This window comes from Leptospira licerasiae serovar Varillal str. VAR 010, from assembly GCF_000244755.1.
In the GTDB taxonomy this organism is placed as follows: Bacteria; Spirochaetota; Leptospiria; order Leptospirales; family Leptospiraceae; genus Leptospira_B; species Leptospira_B licerasiae.
Genome location: NZ_AHOO02000011.1, coordinates 504,488 through 522,916, shown reverse-complemented (window position 1 = coordinate 522,916; position 18,429 = coordinate 504,488). Strand labels below are relative to the sequence as shown.

Here is an 18,429-nt window from a genome sequence, read left to right as displayed (position 1 = left end):
CTCGTGAGGCTTGACCATATTACGAAAGTTCCAAAGAAGACTTACTCTTCTTTGGTGGTAACAACGCCAATGCAGCATCTATAATAAGATGCCGCGCAAAACATGAACATCCATACAAGATGATCAGCAAACAGTTCTAAATCGCAGTTATATTCAATGTTGAAGTTTAGTTAGAAAGCCAGAGTTAATAGCTCTGGCTTTTTTGTTTTATAAGGGGAAAGTTAAGTCGAGCTGGGACTCCGAGTTGCCACTTTTTTAGGAATTTTTTATGTAAAATTTCTTAATGTTTTCCGGAAGGTCGGGAAAGTATTGACATAGATTTGTTTAAAGAAAGCATTTTTGACATTCGTAAAGAAGACCTTTCTTTATGAATTAAACCGAGAGTGTAAGAATGTTAACTGAGCAGAATATTGAAACTAAATTAATCGAAAAACTCAGTGAATTGAAATATATTTACCGATCGGATATCCGCGATCGACTATCTCTCGAACAAAATTTTAAAAAACATTTTGAAGACTTAAATAAAGTTAACTTAACTGATTCAGAATTTGCTCGACTTAGAGACGAAATTGTCAATGCGGATGTTTATGCTTCTGCGAAATTACTTCGAGGAAGAAATACTTTCGAAAGAGAAGATGGAACTCCTCTACATTATACTTTAGTAAACCTCTCTGACTGGTGTAAGAATAATTTTGAAGTTATTAACCAACTTCGAATGAATACGGCAGATAGTTATCATAGGTATGATGTAATTATCCTGTTGAATGGAATACCGATAACACAAATCGAACTTAAAACTTTGGAAATTAGTCCGCGCAAAGCCATGCAGCAGATTGTGGACTACAAGAATGATCCGGGTAATGGGTATACCAATTCTCTCCTTTGTTTTATTCAGTTATTCATAGTAAGTAACCAAACGAACACATATTACTTTTCGAATAACCAAGGCCAACACTTTAGTTTCGATGCTGATGAGCGGTTTCTTCCGATCTATCAGCTCGCTACTGAGGATAATAAAAAAGTTACTCATTTGGACGAATTCACTCGAAAGTTTCTACCGAAGTGCACCTTGGCGCAATTGATCAGTCGTTATATGGTTTTAGTGGCGAGTGAGCAAAAGTTAATCGTAATGCGTCCTTATCAAATTTATGCTGTTAAGGCGATCGTAGATTGTATTCAGCAAAATCGCGGAAACGGGTATATCTGGCATACTACCGGAAGCGGAAAAACTTTGACCTCGTTCAAAGCATCGACTCTATTGAAAGATGACCCGAACATTGAGAAATGCCTATTTGTGGTCGATCGCAAAGATTTAGATCGCCAAACACGCGAAGAGTTCAATCGATTTCAAGAAGGTTGTGTAGAGGAGAACACGAATACAGAGGCACTTGTACATCGATTACTTTCAACACACTATGCAGATAAAGTGATCGTCACTACGATTCAGAAGCTGGGTCTAGCTTTAAATTCTAACCAAAGAAATACTTATAAAGAGCGACTGGAAGCCCTTAGTAATAAAAGAGTCGTGTTTATTTTTGATGAGTGCCACCGCTCACAGTTCGGCGAGAATCATAGAGCCATAAAGGATTTTTTTCCTAAGGCCCAATTGTTTGGATTCACCGGGACGCCTATTTTTAGTGAAAATTCCGGCTTTGTTCAAGTGCAAGGTAAACAGGGGTCATATGTGACGACAGATGATATCTTTGAGAAACGGCTTCATGCATATACGATTACGCACGCGATTGACGATAGAAATGTACTTCGCTTTCATGTGGATTATTTTAAAGAAGGTTCTGACAGTGTTAGGAGCGGCGATTCGGTATTCCAGAAGGCTGTTGTGGAATCTATATTAAAAAAGCACGATGTAGCAACTCATAATCGAAGATTTAATGGGATTTTTGCAACTGCTTCTATTAATGAGGCTATCTCATATTATAGACTTTTTAAAGAGGTTCAGGAAGAGAAAGTGAGAGAGGACACGGATTTTATTCCTTTGTCGGTCTCTTGTGTGTTTTCTCCGCCTGCGGAAGGGGATAGGGATATTCAGCAAATCCAAGAGGATTTACCTCAAGAGAAGGAAGACAATCAACAGGCACCAGAAGAAAAGAAAGCTGCACTCACCGAGATTATCAAAGAATATAATAAGCAATACGGTAAAAATCATAAAATCACAGAATTTGATTTGTATTACCAGGACATTCAAAAGCGCATCAAAGATCAGAAGTATCCAAACAAAGACTATCCTCGCAAGCAAAAGATTGATATTGTTATAGTAGTGGATATGCTTTTGACGGGTTTTGATTCCCAGTATTTAAACACTCTCTATGTAGATAAAAATCTGCGCTATCATGGTTTGATCCAGGCCTTTTCTCGGACCAATCGGGTCTTGAATGATACCAAGCCTTATGGTAATATTTTGGACTTTCGAAATCAAAAGGAGGCAGTAGATAAAGCTATCACTTTGTTCTCTGGTGAAGATGCAGAACGTTCCAGAAAAATCTGGTTGGCGGACCCTGCTTCCATGGTAATTACAAAATTAGAGAATGCCGTTAGGAGATTAGATGAGTTTATGAGTTCCCAAGGCTTGCCTTTTGCGCCTGAACAAGTAAACAATTTGCAGGGAGATCGGGCAAGAGGACAGTTCATCAACCTATTTAAGGAAGTTCAGAGGGTTAAGACTCAATTGAACCAATATACAGATATTTCAAACGAGCAAACCGAAGCTATCGAAAAGGTTATTCCTGGCGATATGCTTCGCGGTTTTCGAGGGGTATATTTGGATATGGCACAAAGTATTAAATTTGGGCAACGGTCGGACGGTCGAGAAGCGGTCGTTCATCAGCTGGATTTTGAATTTGTCCTTTTTGCATCGAATATCATTGATTACGATTATATTATGGAGCTGATTTCCAGATACACACAAAAAACATCTAAACATAAGATGAGTCGGGAGCAGTTGGTTGCTTTGCTATCTTCAAGCTCTAGTTTAATGGAAGAACGTCAAGAGATGATCGAGTATATCGGGACTTTAAAAGTAGGAGAACCACTCACCGAAGGTGAGATTAGGCAAGGATATGCGCTATTTAAGGGAGACAAGTTTCGGAATCAAGTCGGCAATGTCGCGAAGTTACATGGACTCGAATCCAGCGTGTTACAAAGTTTTGTGAATACTATCATGGATCGGATGATCTTTGATGCCGATCTTTTAAGTGATTTAATGGCCCCATTTGAACTTAATTGGAAAGAACGTACCCAGAAGGAACTTGATCTAATGACGGATCTTATTCCCTTATTAAAAAAATTAGCTCAAGGTAGAGAGATTTCAGGATTGGGAGTCTATGAGTAGGCATTCTGTTGGAGTAAATCCAAGCTTGATTGTTTGGGCTAGGGAACGAGCAAAGCTCGAACAAAATGCTTTGATCCATCGGTTTCCAAAACTCGCGGATTGGGAGGCGGGAATTAGTCAGCCGACACTTCGCCAATTGGAAGATTTTGCCAAAACAGTTCATGTACCCATCGGCTACTTGTTTTTGTCGGAACCAATCCAGGAATCTCTTCCTGTATCTGATTTCCGAACCATAGCGGACAGAGGACTTTCAAGACCGAGCCCCAATCTGTTGGATACTCTTTATCTTTGCCAAGAGAGACAAACTTGGTACCGGGATTATATGCAATTACACAGGTTGTCTCCAATAACGTTTATTAGTAGTTCTACAATCAGGGAAAATCCCGTCAAAATTGCACGAAGTATGGAAAGCCTATTTGGCATTTCATTTGCAAATCGCCGTGAGTTTTCAAACTGGACAGACGCCTTACGAACCTTCATTGAAAAAATCGAAGAAGCTGGTGTACTCGTGATGGCAAGTTCCATTGTGGGGAGTAACAGCCATCGACATTTGGATACAGAGGAATTTCGAGGGTTTGCGCTTGTCGACAGTTATGCTCCGCTTATTTTTTTGAATACGAATGATAGTAAGGCCGCTCAGATGTTTACTCTCTTCCATGAGCTTGCTCATTTATTTCTTGGGGAAAGTGGAATCTCAAATGTAGGAGTGGGACAGTTTTCTGAAAAAGAAATCGAACGCTGGTGCAATTCAGTTGCCGCCGAGTTTTTGATGCCTATGGAGGAAACGTTAGCGGAATTTCGAACCGATGTACCCATCCAGGAAGAAATCCAAAGAATGACAAAGATTTTTAAAGTGAGTAGTCTTGTTGTGCTGAGAAGACTTTACGATGCCGAAAAGATCCATAAAAACGATTTTTGGAACCTTTTCAACGAGGAAGTAAAACGAATTTCTGAATTACAGACATCTAATGCTGGAGGTGGAAACTTTTACCGCACTTTGGGGGTTCGTGTCGGCAAACGTTTTGCTCTGGCTGTTGTTACTAGCACTTTGGAAGGACAAACTTTATTTCAAGATGCGTTTCGTATGTTAGGCTTTCGTAAGAATGCTACCTTTTACCAAGAGGCCAGGGAATTGGGAGTAATTGCGTGACTTATCTCCTAGATGCGAATGTATTTATAGAAGCGAAGAATCGGCATTACGGTTTGGATTTTTGTCCGGCTTTTTGGAATTGGATTTTGGAGAAGAACCGGGATGGCGTGGTGTTTAGTATTGATAAAGTTGCGGATGAAATACAAGCCGGTGCGGATGAATTGACTGACTGGGTGCAAAACCAAGCTCCGGTCATTTTTCGAAATACGGACGCTTCGGTGATTGCCCAACTTGGGAGGGTTAGCCAATGGGCAATGAGCCAAAACTATGAACCCGGAGCAATCAGTACATTCTTTCAAATTGCAGATTATTATATAATTGGTCATGCACTTGCACTTGGTAGTGCGATCGTAACGCATGAGCTCCCTTCTACTTCCACTAAGAACATAAAAATTCCGAACGCTTGTGCGGGATTGAGGATCTCTTTTATGAACCCCTTTGAAATGCTCCGCAGAGAAAGGGCTCGGTTTGTGTTAGGCGGAACTGAATGAAGCAGAAGGAGAAGACGAGCACAAAACGAAATGTTCCCCGATTGCGGTTTCCTGAGTTTCAAAGTGTGGGGGAGTGGGAACAAAGAACTGGAGATTTATTGTTCCAGCCAATATCAAATAAGGATCATACTTTAGATCTCCCGATTCTTGCAATAACGCAGGAAAATGGAGCAATTCCTCGTGATTTAATCAACTATCAAATTTCGGTAATGGAAAGGAGTGTCGAAAGTTATAAAGTCGTAGAGCAAGGTGATTTTATAATAAGTTTACGTTCGTTTCAAGGCGGAATAGAATACTCATTTTATAAAGGAATTTGTAGTCCCGCCTATATTATTCTACGCAAGATAGTTCCGCTTGTGGACCATTTTTATCGATACTATTTTAAAACTGATAAATATATTAAAAGTTTGAATAAGAATATTGAAGGAATTCGAGATGGAAAAATGGTCAGTTTTGTACAATTCTCCGAGATATTGTTACCAATCCCCTCTCTCTCCGAACAACAAAAAATTGCCGATTGTCTTTCCTCCTTAGATGAAATCATCTCTTTAGAATCCCAAAAGTTAAAAGCTCTTCAGTCATATAAGAAAGGTTTGTTGCAACAGTTGTTTCCTGCTGAGGGAGAGACTGTTCCCCGATTGCGGTTTCCTGAGTTTAAGAACGCGGGGGAGTGGGAGGAGAGGAGCATTCAGGAGTTAATTGATTCAAATATAATTATTGGCCATTTGGATGGAAATCATGGTGAATTGTATCCACGCTCAGATGAATTTTCAGAAAGTGGGATTCCTTACATATCTGCTAATGACTTTGTAGCTGGAACGGTGGATTTTTCAAGATGTAAACACCTTCCGGAACAGATAGCAAGGCTATTTAAGAAAGGTGTAGCGAGAAGTGGGGATATTTTGTTTGCGCATAATGCAACCGTTGGACCAGTGGCAAAGCTGGAAACCAAATTGGATTTCGTTATTCTAAGCACCACGGCAACATATTTTAGGTGCGACAATTTTCGGTTAATAAACAATTTTTTGCAATTTGCACTTAGCTGCCCCTTATTTGTGGAGCAATATACTCGAGTGATGAAGCAATCAACTCGAAATCAAGTGCCTATTACAACTCAAAGAAAGCTCAAGTTAGCTTTGCCTAAAAGTAAAGAACAGCAAAAGATTGCTAATTGTCTTTCCTCGATCGATGAATTGCTTACTGAACAGTCACAAAGATTAGAAGAATTGAAATTACACAAGAAAGGCTTATTACAGCAGTTATTTCCGGAAATGGGTGAATAGAGATTATGCCTTTTTATAGTTTAGAGGAACTTGCAGTTCATTTTCGAGAGTTATTGGAAAATAAAAAGTATATCATTCTCTTTGCTTACAATGGAACGGGAAAGACCCGATTATCTATGGCTTTTAAGGATGCAGGAAGAGACGGAGAGAAAAGAGATACTCTATATTTTAACGCCTTTACGGAAGATCTTTTTCGTTGGGACAATGATCTCGACAAAGATAGTGAAAGAAAACTTTTGATCAATAAAGACTCTCGATTTGTGGAGGGGATTCAATCTTTGGAAATGGAAAGTCGAATCCGACCGTTATTGAGTCGGTATGCTGATTTTGATTTTTATATAGATTACGACAACTGGACGGTCAGTTTCGAAAGAACGATTCGGATAGAGGAAGAGACTGTTACTCTGAATCATATCAAAATATCTAGAGGAGAGGAAATCATTTTTATCTGGTGTTTCTTTTTAGCGATCGTTCAACTTGCTATCGATGAAGAGGATACATACAAATGGGTTAAATATATCTATATTGACGACCCGATCTCATCTCTCGACGATAATAATGCGATCGCAGTTGCTGGGCATTTGGCACAGATGTTAAAAAAAGAGAATAATCGTAAAAAAATTATCATCTCTTCTCATCATACTTTATTTTTCAATGTAATGTGGAATGAGTTAAAAAATGCTCCCCGTTACTTTCTAAATAAGAATGAATCATTGAGTGGCTATGAACTTCAAGATACGGATGATACCCCATTTTACCACCATGTAGCCACGCTCAAAGACCTTACGGAAGCAGTAGAATCAGGAAAGTTGTATACGTATCATTTTAATATCTTGCGTAGCATTTTGGAAAAAACCGCACATTTTCACGGATTCAAAAACTTTTCCGAGTGTCTGAAACAAGACCATGATGATCCTGATGGAATCATCTATACACGGATGATCAACGTTCTAAGCCACGGAAATTATTCTCTTTTTGAACCGAAAGAAATGTTACAAGAAAACAAAGGATATTTTAAGAAAATTTTGAATGATTTTTTGAGTCGCTACCACTTTAACCGCGAATTGATTCCAAGATAGATAAATCAACCATGACAGAACAACAACTCAACCAACTCGGCAAAACGCTTTGGGGGATCGCAGACCAATTGCGTGGTTCCATGAACGCGGACGATTTCCGCGATTATATGCTTTCTTTTTTGTTTTTACGATATTTGTCGGATAACTATGAGACGGCGGCAAAAAAGGAATTGGGAAAGGACTATCCTAAACTTGGCGGCGAAGACAAACGTACACCTCTTAACGTTTGGTATGAAGCAAACGATGCGGATATAAAAGAGTTTGAAACGCAAATGCGTCGAAAGCTTCATTATGTAATAGAACCTAATTTTCTGTGGAGTTATATTGCTGAACTATCCCGCACACAAAACAAAGATTTATTAGGAACATTACAGAAAGGATTCAAATATATTGAAGAGCAATCCTTTGCTAGTACATTCCAAGGATTGTTTTCGGAAATCAATCTGAGTTCTGAAAAACTGGGTAAAAATTATGAGGAAAGAAATAAAAAACTTTGCGCGATCATTACAAAAATTGCAGAAGGGATTGGAAAATTTTCTTCCGACAGCGATATCTTAGGTGATGCCTACGAATATTTGATCGGTCAATTCGCCGCAGGCTCCGGCAAAAAGGCAGGAGAGTTTTATACTCCTCAGCAGATTTCCAGTATTCTTTCAGCTATCGTTACGCTTGATAGCCAAGATCCAAGCACTGGTAAAAAGAAAAAATTAGAGAAGGTTTTGGACTTCGCCTGTGGTTCAGGATCCTTATTGCTGAATGTGCGAAACCAAATTTTGAAAGAAGGCGGTAGTATTGGAAAGCTATACGGTCAGGAAAAGAATATAACTACATATAACTTGGCCCGAATGAATATGTTATTGCATGGTGTCAAGGATACGGAGTTCGAGATCCATCACGGGGATTCTTTATTTAACGAATGGGAGCTTCTAAACAATCCGAATCCAGCTAAGAAAATTCTTTTTGATGCGATTGTTGCCAATCCTCCTTTTAGTTTGCGCTGGGAGCCTTCAAAATCCTTAGAAGAAGATTTCCGCTTTCAGGGCTATGGTGGTCTTGCGCCAAAATCAGCTGCGGATTTTGCCTTTTTACTTCATGGATTTCATTTCTTGAGCGATGAAGGGACCATGGCGATCATTCTTCCGCATGGAGTGCTTTTTCGTGGTGGCAATGAAGAAAAAATACGCACCAAACTCATCCAAGATTCCCACATTGATACCGTCATCGGCTTACCATCGAATCTATTTTATTCTACGGGAATTCCAGTTTGTATCCTTGTCTTAAAGAAATGTAAAAAGTTCGATGATATTCTTTTTATCAATGCAAGTGAATATTTTGAAAAAGGGAAACGGCAAAACCTGCTTCTCTCGGAGCATATGGAAAAAATTATTTCGACTTACCAAAATCGAAATGAAGAAGAGCGATATTCCCGACGTGTCGGAATAGAAGAGATCGAGAAGAATCATTTTAATCTGAATATTTCCCGTTATATCAGTACGGCCATTGCGGATATAGAGATAGATCTTGAAAGAGTCAACCTGGAACTTATTCAGCTGGAAGAAAAGCTGCAAGAGGCAAAGAAGAAGCATAACCAGTTTTTGAAAGAGTTAGGGAAACCGGAGTTACCGTGATCATTTCTTCAATCCCTCTTATCATACTCACTCTTTACCTTCCCTAATTTCACATCTTCTGCGATATTACTTAAAAAATCCTTAAAATTCTCATTATCTTCTACCAATCGATTGATTGTATCAAAATCTAATTCCGATTTAGGATTGGATTGAAAAAGGATTTCACTCTGCTCGGGTTTACTGGTATTGAGTCGGATGATTCCAATACCGAAGGCTTTATTCAATCTTGCTAGTTCATCCATAAGATCCATTTCTTCTTGGATATTTGCTGCTACCAGATAACCTTCATTGGCCCAAGAGGAATTCGAAACTGCTTGGAAAAATGCCTCTCGTAAATTCCCAAAATGAAGGTTGATTTTCATCTCAAAGGAGAATAGATAACAATCCGGATTTGCGGTTAATTTTTGTAAGTTGACTGTTTCTTTTTTATACTCATCAAAATTAAATCGAACTCCTACTAAGTCTGGGTGCAACCAAAGATTTCTTCCCTTAATTGATTTGATTGAAACTTCGTGGTAAATCGTTTTAACGTATGCTCTGAAATGAGAATTGGAATATACAAACTTTGCAAGGGCAGGGTGTAGTTCTCTTTCCTTCAATGGTACATTTTCCGACTCTAGTACTAAAGAATTCAATTCAGCAACAGCTCTTTCAGCAGCTTCTCCCCAAGGAGTTAGTACAAATCGGGTTGGTCTTTTACTAACTTGTCGAAAAGGAGTGTGAGGATCATTTTTTATACTGACGTAAATTTGTGCAGCGATTGTTGCCCAGGGAGTTACCCCAACTGAGTCCGTTTTCCAGTTCCGTTCTTTTGCAAGTGCCCAGATTTCGGAGGCGCTCATTGGTTTTCCTATCGTGTTTAATGCTTTTTCGGCGATTTCAAGAAAGGATAATGAATCCGACATATTTTAAATAATTTCGTATATACGAGAATTGTAAAGTATTTACTCCCCGCGTTAGGGATACGAAGGACGCGTAGCGGACCCCGCAGCCGAAGGCGAGGCGTCCGAAGCGAAGCGTAGTCCGCAGTAGCCCGACCACACCAGGGTTGTGAAAGTTTCCCTAGAAATATGGAGAGTGTGTGGGAACGCCCGACCTTCTGTTTTGAAAATCCGGAAACACCGACGGGTGTTTAAATTGATCCAGAATGTTCTCACCTTCAAAATGATCCCCTAAAGTGCCTTGCTTTTCTGTGCAGATCGATCAGAACTTGATCGCAAAAGGTGCTCGGATGGAAGCTATAAAAAAAGACCCTAAGTTAGAATCGGAACGATCTTCTCTTTGGAGGGAATTAAGAAAGGCGCTTACAGGGACGGAAGCGGATTACACACAAATTTCGCTTGGTAAGGCCGTCTTCTTACTCTCAGTTCCGATGGTTTTGGAACTCGTCATGGAGTCTGCATTTGCAGTCGTTGACATTTATTTTGTAGGCGCTTTGGGGGCTTCTGCTGTTGCTGCGGTCGGGCTTACGGAAACATATTTGTTTCTTCTTTATTCTCTCGCTATCGGAATGTCGACTGCAGTGACTGCGATCATTGCAAGAAGGATCGGAGAAGGAGATAAGGAGCAAGCAGGGATTGCCGCAGTTCAATCTGTTTTTCTTTCCATACTTGTTTCATTGCCGTTTGCAATTTTCGGAGTTTGGTTTGCGAAAGATCTTCTTATAATCATGGGTGGAGATCCCTGGGTTGTGGAGCACGGCTCTCGTTATACTCAATGGATCTTTGGCGGGAATATAGTGATCATGCTTTTGTTCGGGCTCAATGCGGTTTTTAGAGGTGCGGGTGACGCAGCGATCGCAATGAGAGTTTTATGGATTTCTAATGGTCTTAATATGATCCTGGATCCGATCTTTATCTTCGGCTTTGGTCCGGTTCCGGCAATGGGTATCGAAGGTGCTGCTATCGCTACGAATATCGGACGAGGAGTTGGAGTTCTATTTCAAATCTATCTACTTCTAAAAGGTGGAAAGCATATTCGAGTTCTTCGTTCCCAAATTAGTGTGCACTGGGAAATTATTTCGGATATAGTTCGTACTTCGATTGGCGGTATTGGGCAAACTATTATCGGAATGACTTCTTGGATCTTTCTTGTGCGAATTATTTCAGAATTCGGGAGCGAGGCAGTAGCAGGTGCGACGATCGCTCTTCGGATCATGATGTTTACTCTTATGCCTTCTTGGGGAATGTCGAACGCAGTTGCAACTTTGGTCGGTCAGAATTTAGGAGCGGGGAGATCGGATCGAGCGGAACATTCCGTTTGGATTGTCGGTGTTTGGAATATGGTCTTTCTGATCGGAGTTTCCATCTGCTATTTTATTTTCAGAGAATCTCTTATGTCGATCTTTACCGATGATGCAAAAGTGATCTCTATCGGTTCCGAGTGGTTAGGTATTGTATCCTATTCTTATTTTGTATATGCTTGGTGGATGGTCAGTGTTCAGGCATTTAACGGTGCGGGGGATACTATGACTCCGACATTAATCAATCTGGTCTTTTTTTGGATGTTTCAAATTCCATTTGCTTATGTTTTGGCGAAGGTGCTTTCATACGGATACTCTGGAGTATTCTGGGCCAGCATGATCACGGAAACTTCTATAGGATTGTTTACACTTTGGTTATTCCGGAAAGGCGGATGGAAAACTTCGAAGGTTTAATATTTTCCCTTTTGTTAGGGGATAACCTGCACTTGCACAACTCCTATGATTTGGTTCACATGCACTCCTGGAAAAGGGGCAGTGTCTTGATATGATGGTACCTGATAGATCACATTTGCATTGCCAGCTGTGGATCCAGAAACATTACAAATTGTAGGATTTAAAATACCACAACCGTCCAAATAAAAATTGGAACAGCTAAGAAAATCTAAAGGAACACCGTTGGTAGCCGTTTGAATATAGAACGTTTGAGAGGTAGGGCAACCGGAATACGGATATAGGATACCAACAGAATAGTTACCGGTAGCTCCTGCTTTGAAAATTACCGGGGAAGAAGGAAAACTTAGCCAGCTTACAGGTTCCACGAGCAAAGGGTTGGATCCACCACCACTTAATAAAAGCAGCAGAGGACTAAGATCCGATTTGCCATTTGCCTCTTTTTGTAAAGAATCATATATAAAGTAAGTCCCACATTGAACTTGTAAGAATATGAGTAAGATAGAAAAGAGAATGGATCCGCGTTTCACTTGTGATTTCCAGATAATGCGTAGTTTAACATTATCGACTGTTTGATGCAAGGTGGATTTTCTTAATTTTATAAACTTATGAATGAATTTGAAAACCAAGCAGTTCTGTTCTTGCAAGAAATTTCCTATGCTTGGGCTGCTTTATTTCTCTTGATTGAAAATCTTCTGATCTTCACTTGTTCGGTATATATTGGCAATCTGCTCTCGAAACGTTATGCCCATCGGCACATTGTTCCAACCCCGCCGAAAATCGAAGCTAAAGAGATCCTATTTGCGGCCTCTACCATATTTCTTAATACCGTTATTACATTACTCGGACTTTGGCTTTGGAGAACGGGTTCTATTCAATTTCGTAGCGATATAGGTGTTTTCGCATTGATGGACATTCTGATCCTTCTTCTCGTAATGGATGCGGGTATGTACTTATTGCATAGGATCGCACATATCAGGATTATTTATAAGTTCGCTCATAGGACTCATCATTATTACGACAAACCTCGACCTTTAACTCTATTCGTTTTGAATCCTTTAGAAGCACTTGGATTTGGAACACTTTGGTTATTGGTGCTCTGTATTTATGATTTCTCCTGGGCAGGAATGAGTATTTATCTAGTATTGAACGTTGTGTTCGGTGTAATTGGCCACTTAGGAGTGGAACCTTTATCTGAAAAATGGCTTCATTCTAATTTGTTTAATACTCTGACTACTAGTAGTTTCCATGCGATTCATCATCAAAAAGAAGATTATAATTTCGGGTTTTATACTTCGATTTGGGATCGGATCTTCGGCACTCTTTATCCTAAGAACTCGCGCAGCCAAGATTAACCTGGCTCACGAGATCTAAAGTTGGTGTTTTTCATTGTTGGAATTCCAACAAGCGGAACTTCTTCAATATATTCTTAATATCCGTGGGCGGTCATAACTTTCTCGAACTTCTCCAGGAGTTCGTGATCGTCTTGATCGTTCGGATGGAAACCTGGGATATAATATTCTAAAATATAAAAGATCACGGCCCAAGCAAAGCCGGGAATGCCAAAGAAGAAGCGAAAATCTCTTACAATCTGGTTCGGATTCGGAATACCGAAGTAGAATAAGGCCCTGATCGTGCCAACAATTGCCAAAAGACCGAGAAGTTGGACCGCGATAGTCATTCCAAGGACCCGCGTAAAGTATCCGCCTCCCGAAGCGCGGTACACGTCATACGCTACAGCTTTGTGTTCTAATTCTTCCAGTGCATGCCATTCGATCACTTTCCAGCTGATAGGGTCGATCCAAGCTACACGTTGTTCTGGTAGAGAAAGTAAAAATCTTCCGAGAGTTGCAGTAAAATGTTCCGCTGCTGCGGTAATTGAGAGTGCGAGCCTTTTGCCCCAAACAGGAAAGAGTTTTAGAATATTTTTTTCTAGTATATCGAAGAACAGCCAGCAGAACATTCTTTCATGACTGCGGAAGTCCAATCCGATCTCCACGAATCTTTCGTTCATTTTATCGTGAACGTTGCCGTGGACCGCTTCCTGCCCTGCAAAAGCTTTGATCTCACTCCTTAAAGCCGGATCAACATCTTCGCTGAACGCTTTGACTGAACGAATAAAGAAACGTTCTCCTTCCGGAAATAATACGCTTAAGCTGGAAAGAAATGCCGTAAAGAATGGGATCTTTTTTCCGAAACCTCTTTCCTTAGCTATGTCTTCCAAAGGAAATTTCGGTTTACGTATCTTCGGTTGGACTCTTGCCGATGCTGATTGGCCCATAATATTCTCCTAGTATAAAATCGTTTTGGATTTTCGATTTTTCTTTCTCCATCCTTTTGATTTTCACCGCTCATTAGAGAATATAAAAAAGATATTATATATAGATCCGGACTTTTTATCATATTCCCTGAGCTTTGTCCGATCTCATGGGAACAGTTATCTTTTGAATCATTGTAACGATTGCTACAAAATTTGGTCAATCCTAATCCGGGAAAAATATGTGGCCAAATTGAAATTAAGGTCCTGAAAATTTCAGGAAGGGTCGAGGTATGATAAAAACAAACGCTGCTCGGAAGTTGCAATACTGTGATCTTATTGATGCAGCTTCTATTTGTGTTTTTCCGGTTTTTTCTAGCCATTGGGGAAAATTCAGAAGCCCAGGATGTTCTTGCCATAAAGGATTCATATCCACTTCTGGGTAACCTTCTCGATTGATCCACTCAGTCAAATATACTAAAATTTTGTTATGAGCACGTACTGTCTCGAGTGGGATCCTCATACATTCGATTCTTCTGTCCAAAAACACGGAAAGTATATCTACAATTTGTAATGGAGTCATACTATCTCCAATATAGAACGCACGGTATCGTTCTATTAAACTATAGAGCGGGTGGGCCTTGGTATTCGGCTCGCGTAAACATACAATTTACGGAAGATTCGAATCTAAATCGGAACTTTTTTAGCGACGATAGAATTTCAAAAAAGGAATTTTTTCGACTTACTCGTTCGGATAGAATGTAAAAAAGAAAATCCTCTCGAAACTTTAAAAAAATCTTGCAGGAGATTATCGGAGTTAATCGTTTCCGACGAGATTTCATATTTTTTAGAACTGCATTCCTAAATATGACATAAACTGTCATATTTAATCTGTAATATAGTTTGTATACGGATCTAGAGATTCCATCCAAGATCCAATGAGGAGTTATTTATGAGCCTTAAAAAATATACGGGAAGTTGCCATTGTGGTGCAGTTCGTTACGAGGCGGATTTGGATTTGAGCGCCGGCACAGGTAGATGCAATTGTTCCTTCTGCAGAAAGGTCCGAAACTGGTCCAGCATTGTTAAGCCTGAATCTTTTCGCTTATTGAGCGGGGAAGATAGCCTCAGTTTCTATGAATTCAATACAAAGAGTAGCAAACACCATTTTTGTAAAAATTGCGGAGTGAGAACTTTCTCAAAAGGATATATCGAAGAAATCGGCGGAGCTTTTGTAAGTGTGGCGATTTCGACCTTAGACAATGCAGATCTGAATGATTTGATCGAAGCTCCGGTATGGTATTCGGATGGTTTAAATAATAACTGGTATAACCAGCCCGCTGAGATTCGGCATTTATAATTTTCTTTGTAGGGATGAACTATTTGGGCATTTGTATTTTAGGAATTGGTTTCGAACGGAAGTCCTTTGCCAAAATCGTTTCAATCGATTTGCGAGATTATTCCTGAGATACATTAAAAAAACTACATGCACTGGCCGCTGATCAGACAAGGTTTCTTTTGTTAGATGAGGCTCCCAGTGTGGAAAGACATTTCGCTATAGAGCCTGACATGAAAAAACTTATAGAAAATTCTTCCCGGAAAATTCAAAGAGCGCTTCGAAGGAAGATTGGCTCGGGGCTTGAGTGGCGATCATATCTCAATATTAGTTTTCGAAAAAGCGGCCCCACCCTGGGTTGGGTGGTGGAGGTGGGCTTGTGGGAGAGCCAGGGCATCTATATCATATAAACCTAATTCTTTCAACTTGGATTTAATGCGAGTTTTGTAGGAATTCCAACAAGATTTTTACTAAGAAATTACTTGCATAAGATCCGATATTTCGCAGTTGGCCTTTCAATCATCGACTTTGCGTTAGGGATATGAAAGGCGCGGAACGCGGACTCCGCAGCCGAAGGATGACTGATTGGTTTACGTTAATAAACGCCTCAGGCTATCTGGGCCCGTTTATTACCTATGGGTGGTTCGCGCGAGGAGTCCGAAGCGTAGCGTAGCCTGGAGTAGCCCGGCCCGCAAGTAATTGTAAAAATGTCCTGTCGTTGGAACTCCTATTTGCGGGAAACGCCCGAATCCTTATCCCTGTAGGAATTCCTACAGGCAATTTTGAGTGAAATCTTGGACACTTGGAAAACTTTGGTTTATAAAGAGCGCACTTAAAGATGATCAAAATTTCTAATCTTCATAAATCTTATACTTCCAATCTGTTGTTCGATGATCTGAATCTGAGTTTGAATCGGGGAGAAAAATTGGGTCTTGTCGGAAGGAACGGTCACGGGAAGTCTACTTTGTTCCAAATGATTTTGGGGAATGTGGAACCCGATTCGGGTACTATCACAGTGCCGAAGGGTTACAAGATCGGCCATTTGCAGCAGCATTTGAAATTTACTAAGCCCACTGTGTTGGAAGAATGTGCGCTTGGTCTTCCTGAGGGTGAGGAATACGAAACTTGGCAGGTGGAGAAAGTTTTATCCGGTCTGGGTTTTTCGGAAGCGGATTTGGAGAGAAGCCCAGAAGAGTTTTCCGGTGGCTATCAGATCCGAATGAATCTTGCGAAACTTCTGGTATCCGGTCCCGACTTATTGATGTTAGACGAACCGAATAACTATCTTGATATCGTTACTATCCGTTGGCTGGAGGAATTCCTACGTGAGTGGGAAGGTGAGATCATCTTAGTCACTCACGATAGAAGTTTTATGGATAGCGTGGTAACTCACACTGCGGCGATCCATCGTACGAAGGCGATCAAAGTCCAAGGTGATACGGATAAACTATACAATCAGATCAATCAGGCTGAAGAAATATATGAACGGACTCGTTTGAACGAGGCGAAAAAAAGAAAGCAGGAAGAGATATTTATCGCACGTTTTAAGGCGAAGGCAAGTTTTGCGAGTCGTGCTCAATCCAGAGTTAAAAAGCTGGAGAAACAAGGCGAGATGAAGGCGTTGGAAGAGATTGAAAGTTTGGAATTATACTTTAACTCCGCTCCTTTTGCCGCGAGCCAAATGTTGTCTGCGGAAAACATTTCTTTCTCATATTCGGGAAAGGAACCTTTTTTAATTTCCGATTTTTCTCTGAGTGTTGGGAAGAGGGATCGGATCTGCATTATCGGTAAAAACGGTAAGGGTAAATCCACTCTTCTGAAACTTCTTGCAGGGGAACTCCAACCAAGTTCAGGTAGGATACAAAAACATCCAGCGTTAAAGGAAGGTTATTTCGGTCAGACAAATAAATTGAATCTGAACGAAAATGCAACTGTCACTGAAGAAATTATGAGCGCGGATAAGTCTTGCACCGAATGGCTTGCTAGAACTATCGCAGGTGGATTGATGTTCTCAGATGATATGTCTTTGAAAAAGATCAAGGTCCTTTCGGGTGGAGAGAAAAGTAGGGTGATGCTCGGAAAAATTTTGGTCACCCCTTGTCACCTTTTGTTTTTGGATGAGCCTACTAACCACTTAGACATGCAATCTTGCGACGCATTGATCGAGGCTATCGACGAGTTCGAAGGTTCTCTTATCATGGTCACTCACAATGAGATGCATCTTAGGGCTGTCGCTACTAAGTTGATCGTTTTTGATAACGATACGATCCGAATTTTTGACGGCTCTTACGAGGATTTCCTTAACGATGTTGGTTGGTCGGACGAAGATTATTAAAAAAAGATAATTTTCTTTTTCATAATTCATCTGGGCGGCCCTCCCGCTTAGCGGGAGTCGCGCTGCTGCGGGTTCGCGCATTCGCGCTCATCCGGGCTTTGCCCGGACTAAAGCCCTCCCCATCACTGCCGCGGCATTGGTTGGTCCTGATTTCAGGCCGGTATTAGAGGCTTGTAGGAGCTCCTACAAGGGGAGGAAGACTGCCCCCACCCTGGTTCGGGTGGTGGAGGAGGGCCTGTGGGAGAAGCGATTTTCCTTCTATCACAATATTGCATTTTCCTCAATTACTATTTCTTCACTAATTTTGTAGGAGCTCCTACAAAATCTCGGATATATATTTATTTGCCGATCAACCTATTCTGACTCTTGCCGGTTTATCAACCTTTTCGAACTAACCAGGCGCTCAGAAGCAATAGCCCTAATCCGATCATTTTTTGGATCGAAATAGGTTTTTCAGGAAATCCTAATGCTCCCCATTTTTCTAATAAAACGGAGGTTACTACTTGGCCTAATAAAAGTAGAGCGACCCAACTTGTGGCTCCTAACTTGGGCGCAAAGAGAAGAGAGGAAGTTACCAATATCGCTCCTAAAAATCCTCCAGTCCATATCCACCAGGGTTGTTCTTTGATTGTTTGGAATATGAATGAAGTAGATTTTATTTCTCCTAAAGCAATTGTAATGACGCCTAACGCAATGGTTCCAACGAAAAATGAAATAGTAGAAGCAAGCCAGGGACTTTCTATGTTTTTCCCTAATATAGAATTAATACCTGGTTGTATGGACATGGCAAGGCCGGAGAGAAGTGCAAAGAATACGGGCAATAATAGATTCATACGTTAATTTTGTGTTGTCCTCATTTTTTTACGAGCCG

At 40.5% G+C, this 18,429-nt stretch carries 15 protein-coding genes; 10 read left to right on the top strand and 5 right to left on the bottom strand.

The window, feature by feature from the left end; all coding sequences use genetic code 11:
- Positions 1–391: 391 nt before the first annotated feature.
- From LEP1GSC185_RS14920 to LEP1GSC185_RS14895, 6 genes are read left to right on the top strand one after another with little or no spacing between them, the layout of a single operon-like run.
- Positions 392–3,346 (top strand): type I restriction endonuclease subunit R, encoded by a 2,955-nt coding sequence (locus LEP1GSC185_RS14920; protein ID WP_008595548.1) that lies wholly within the window; start codon positions 392–394, stop codon positions 3,344–3,346.
- Positions 3,339–4,496, top strand: coding sequence for an ImmA/IrrE family metallo-endopeptidase (locus LEP1GSC185_RS14915; RefSeq protein ID WP_008594327.1), 1,158 nt, complete (start codon positions 3,339–3,341; stop codon positions 4,494–4,496). The genes LEP1GSC185_RS14920 and LEP1GSC185_RS14915 overlap by 8 nt, the downstream gene beginning before the upstream one ends.
- On the top strand, positions 4,493–4,987 hold the full coding sequence (locus LEP1GSC185_RS14910; protein WP_008594130.1) for a DUF4411 family protein: 495 nt from the start codon (positions 4,493–4,495) through the stop codon (positions 4,985–4,987). Before LEP1GSC185_RS14915 ends, LEP1GSC185_RS14910 begins: the two co-directional genes overlap by 4 nt.
- Positions 4,984–6,270 carry a restriction endonuclease subunit S gene (locus LEP1GSC185_RS14905; RefSeq protein WP_008595310.1) on the top strand — a complete coding sequence of 429 codons (1,287 nt, stop codon included), beginning with the start codon at positions 4,984–4,986 and terminating at the stop codon, positions 6,268–6,270. The genes LEP1GSC185_RS14910 and LEP1GSC185_RS14905 overlap by 4 nt, the downstream gene beginning before the upstream one ends.
- 5 nt (positions 6,271–6,275) lie before the next feature.
- Entirely contained in the window at positions 6,276–7,349 is a 1,074-nt protein-coding gene (locus tag LEP1GSC185_RS14900) for an AAA family ATPase (RefSeq protein WP_008593882.1), read from the top strand.
- Positions 7,350–7,360: 11 nt separating this feature from the next.
- Positions 7,361–8,977, top strand: coding sequence for a type I restriction-modification system subunit M (locus LEP1GSC185_RS14895; protein ID WP_008595006.1), 1,617 nt, complete (start codon positions 7,361–7,363; stop codon positions 8,975–8,977).
- Between the two features lie 8 nt (positions 8,978–8,985).
- On the opposite strand, the gene LEP1GSC185_RS14890 is transcribed toward LEP1GSC185_RS14895, so the two are convergent.
- Positions 8,986–9,882, bottom strand: coding sequence for an HTH domain-containing protein (locus LEP1GSC185_RS14890; RefSeq protein ID WP_008594806.1), 897 nt, complete (start codon positions 9,880–9,882; stop codon positions 8,986–8,988).
- Positions 9,883–10,208: 326 nt separating this feature from the next.
- Here LEP1GSC185_RS14890 and LEP1GSC185_RS14885 point away from each other — a divergent pair, with 326 nt between their 5' ends.
- Positions 10,209–11,633 (top strand): MATE family efflux transporter, encoded by a 1,425-nt coding sequence (locus LEP1GSC185_RS14885; RefSeq protein ID WP_024864012.1) that lies wholly within the window; start codon positions 10,209–10,211, stop codon positions 11,631–11,633.
- A 14-nt stretch (positions 11,634–11,647) separates the two neighbouring features.
- Here the strand turns inward: LEP1GSC185_RS14885 and LEP1GSC185_RS14880 are convergent, their stop codons facing one another.
- Complete coding sequence (locus tag LEP1GSC185_RS14880) at positions 11,648–12,160, bottom strand: hypothetical protein (protein WP_010515918.1); 513 nt, start codon at positions 12,158–12,160, stop codon at positions 11,648–11,650.
- A 78-nt stretch (positions 12,161–12,238) separates the two neighbouring features.
- Here LEP1GSC185_RS14880 and LEP1GSC185_RS14875 point away from each other — a divergent pair, with 78 nt between their 5' ends.
- Complete coding sequence (locus LEP1GSC185_RS14875; RefSeq protein ID WP_008596929.1) at positions 12,239–12,985, top strand: sterol desaturase family protein; 747 nt, start codon at positions 12,239–12,241, stop codon at positions 12,983–12,985.
- 74 nt (positions 12,986–13,059) lie between these two features.
- On the opposite strand, the gene LEP1GSC185_RS14870 is transcribed toward LEP1GSC185_RS14875, so the two are convergent.
- Together LEP1GSC185_RS14870 and LEP1GSC185_RS14865 are read right to left on the bottom strand one after the other, a co-directional pair.
- Entirely contained in the window at positions 13,060–13,911 is an 852-nt protein-coding gene (locus LEP1GSC185_RS14870) for a metal-dependent hydrolase (protein ID WP_008593794.1), read from the bottom strand.
- Positions 13,912–14,146: 235 nt separating this feature from the next.
- The gene (locus tag LEP1GSC185_RS14865; RefSeq protein WP_008595546.1) at positions 14,147–14,470 is read right to left on the bottom strand and encodes a hypothetical protein; all 324 of its coding nucleotides are present in this window, start codon (positions 14,468–14,470) and stop codon (positions 14,147–14,149) included.
- A 369-nt stretch (positions 14,471–14,839) separates the two neighbouring features.
- Between LEP1GSC185_RS14865 and LEP1GSC185_RS14855 the strand changes: the two genes are divergently transcribed.
- Positions 14,840–15,247 carry a GFA family protein gene (locus tag LEP1GSC185_RS14855; protein WP_008594458.1) on the top strand — a complete coding sequence of 136 codons (408 nt, stop codon included), beginning with the start codon at positions 14,840–14,842 and terminating at the stop codon, positions 15,245–15,247.
- Positions 15,248–16,061: 814 nt separating this feature from the next.
- A complete protein-coding gene (locus LEP1GSC185_RS14850; protein ID WP_008593536.1) occupies positions 16,062–17,558 on the top strand; it encodes an ABC-F family ATP-binding cassette domain-containing protein in 1,497 nt (498 codons plus the stop codon).
- A 377-nt stretch (positions 17,559–17,935) separates the two neighbouring features.
- Here the strand turns inward: LEP1GSC185_RS14850 and LEP1GSC185_RS14845 are convergent, their stop codons facing one another.
- A complete protein-coding gene (locus LEP1GSC185_RS14845; RefSeq protein ID WP_008594519.1) occupies positions 17,936–18,391 on the bottom strand; it encodes a DMT family transporter in 456 nt (151 codons plus the stop codon).
- Positions 18,392–18,429: the final 38 nt, after the last annotated feature.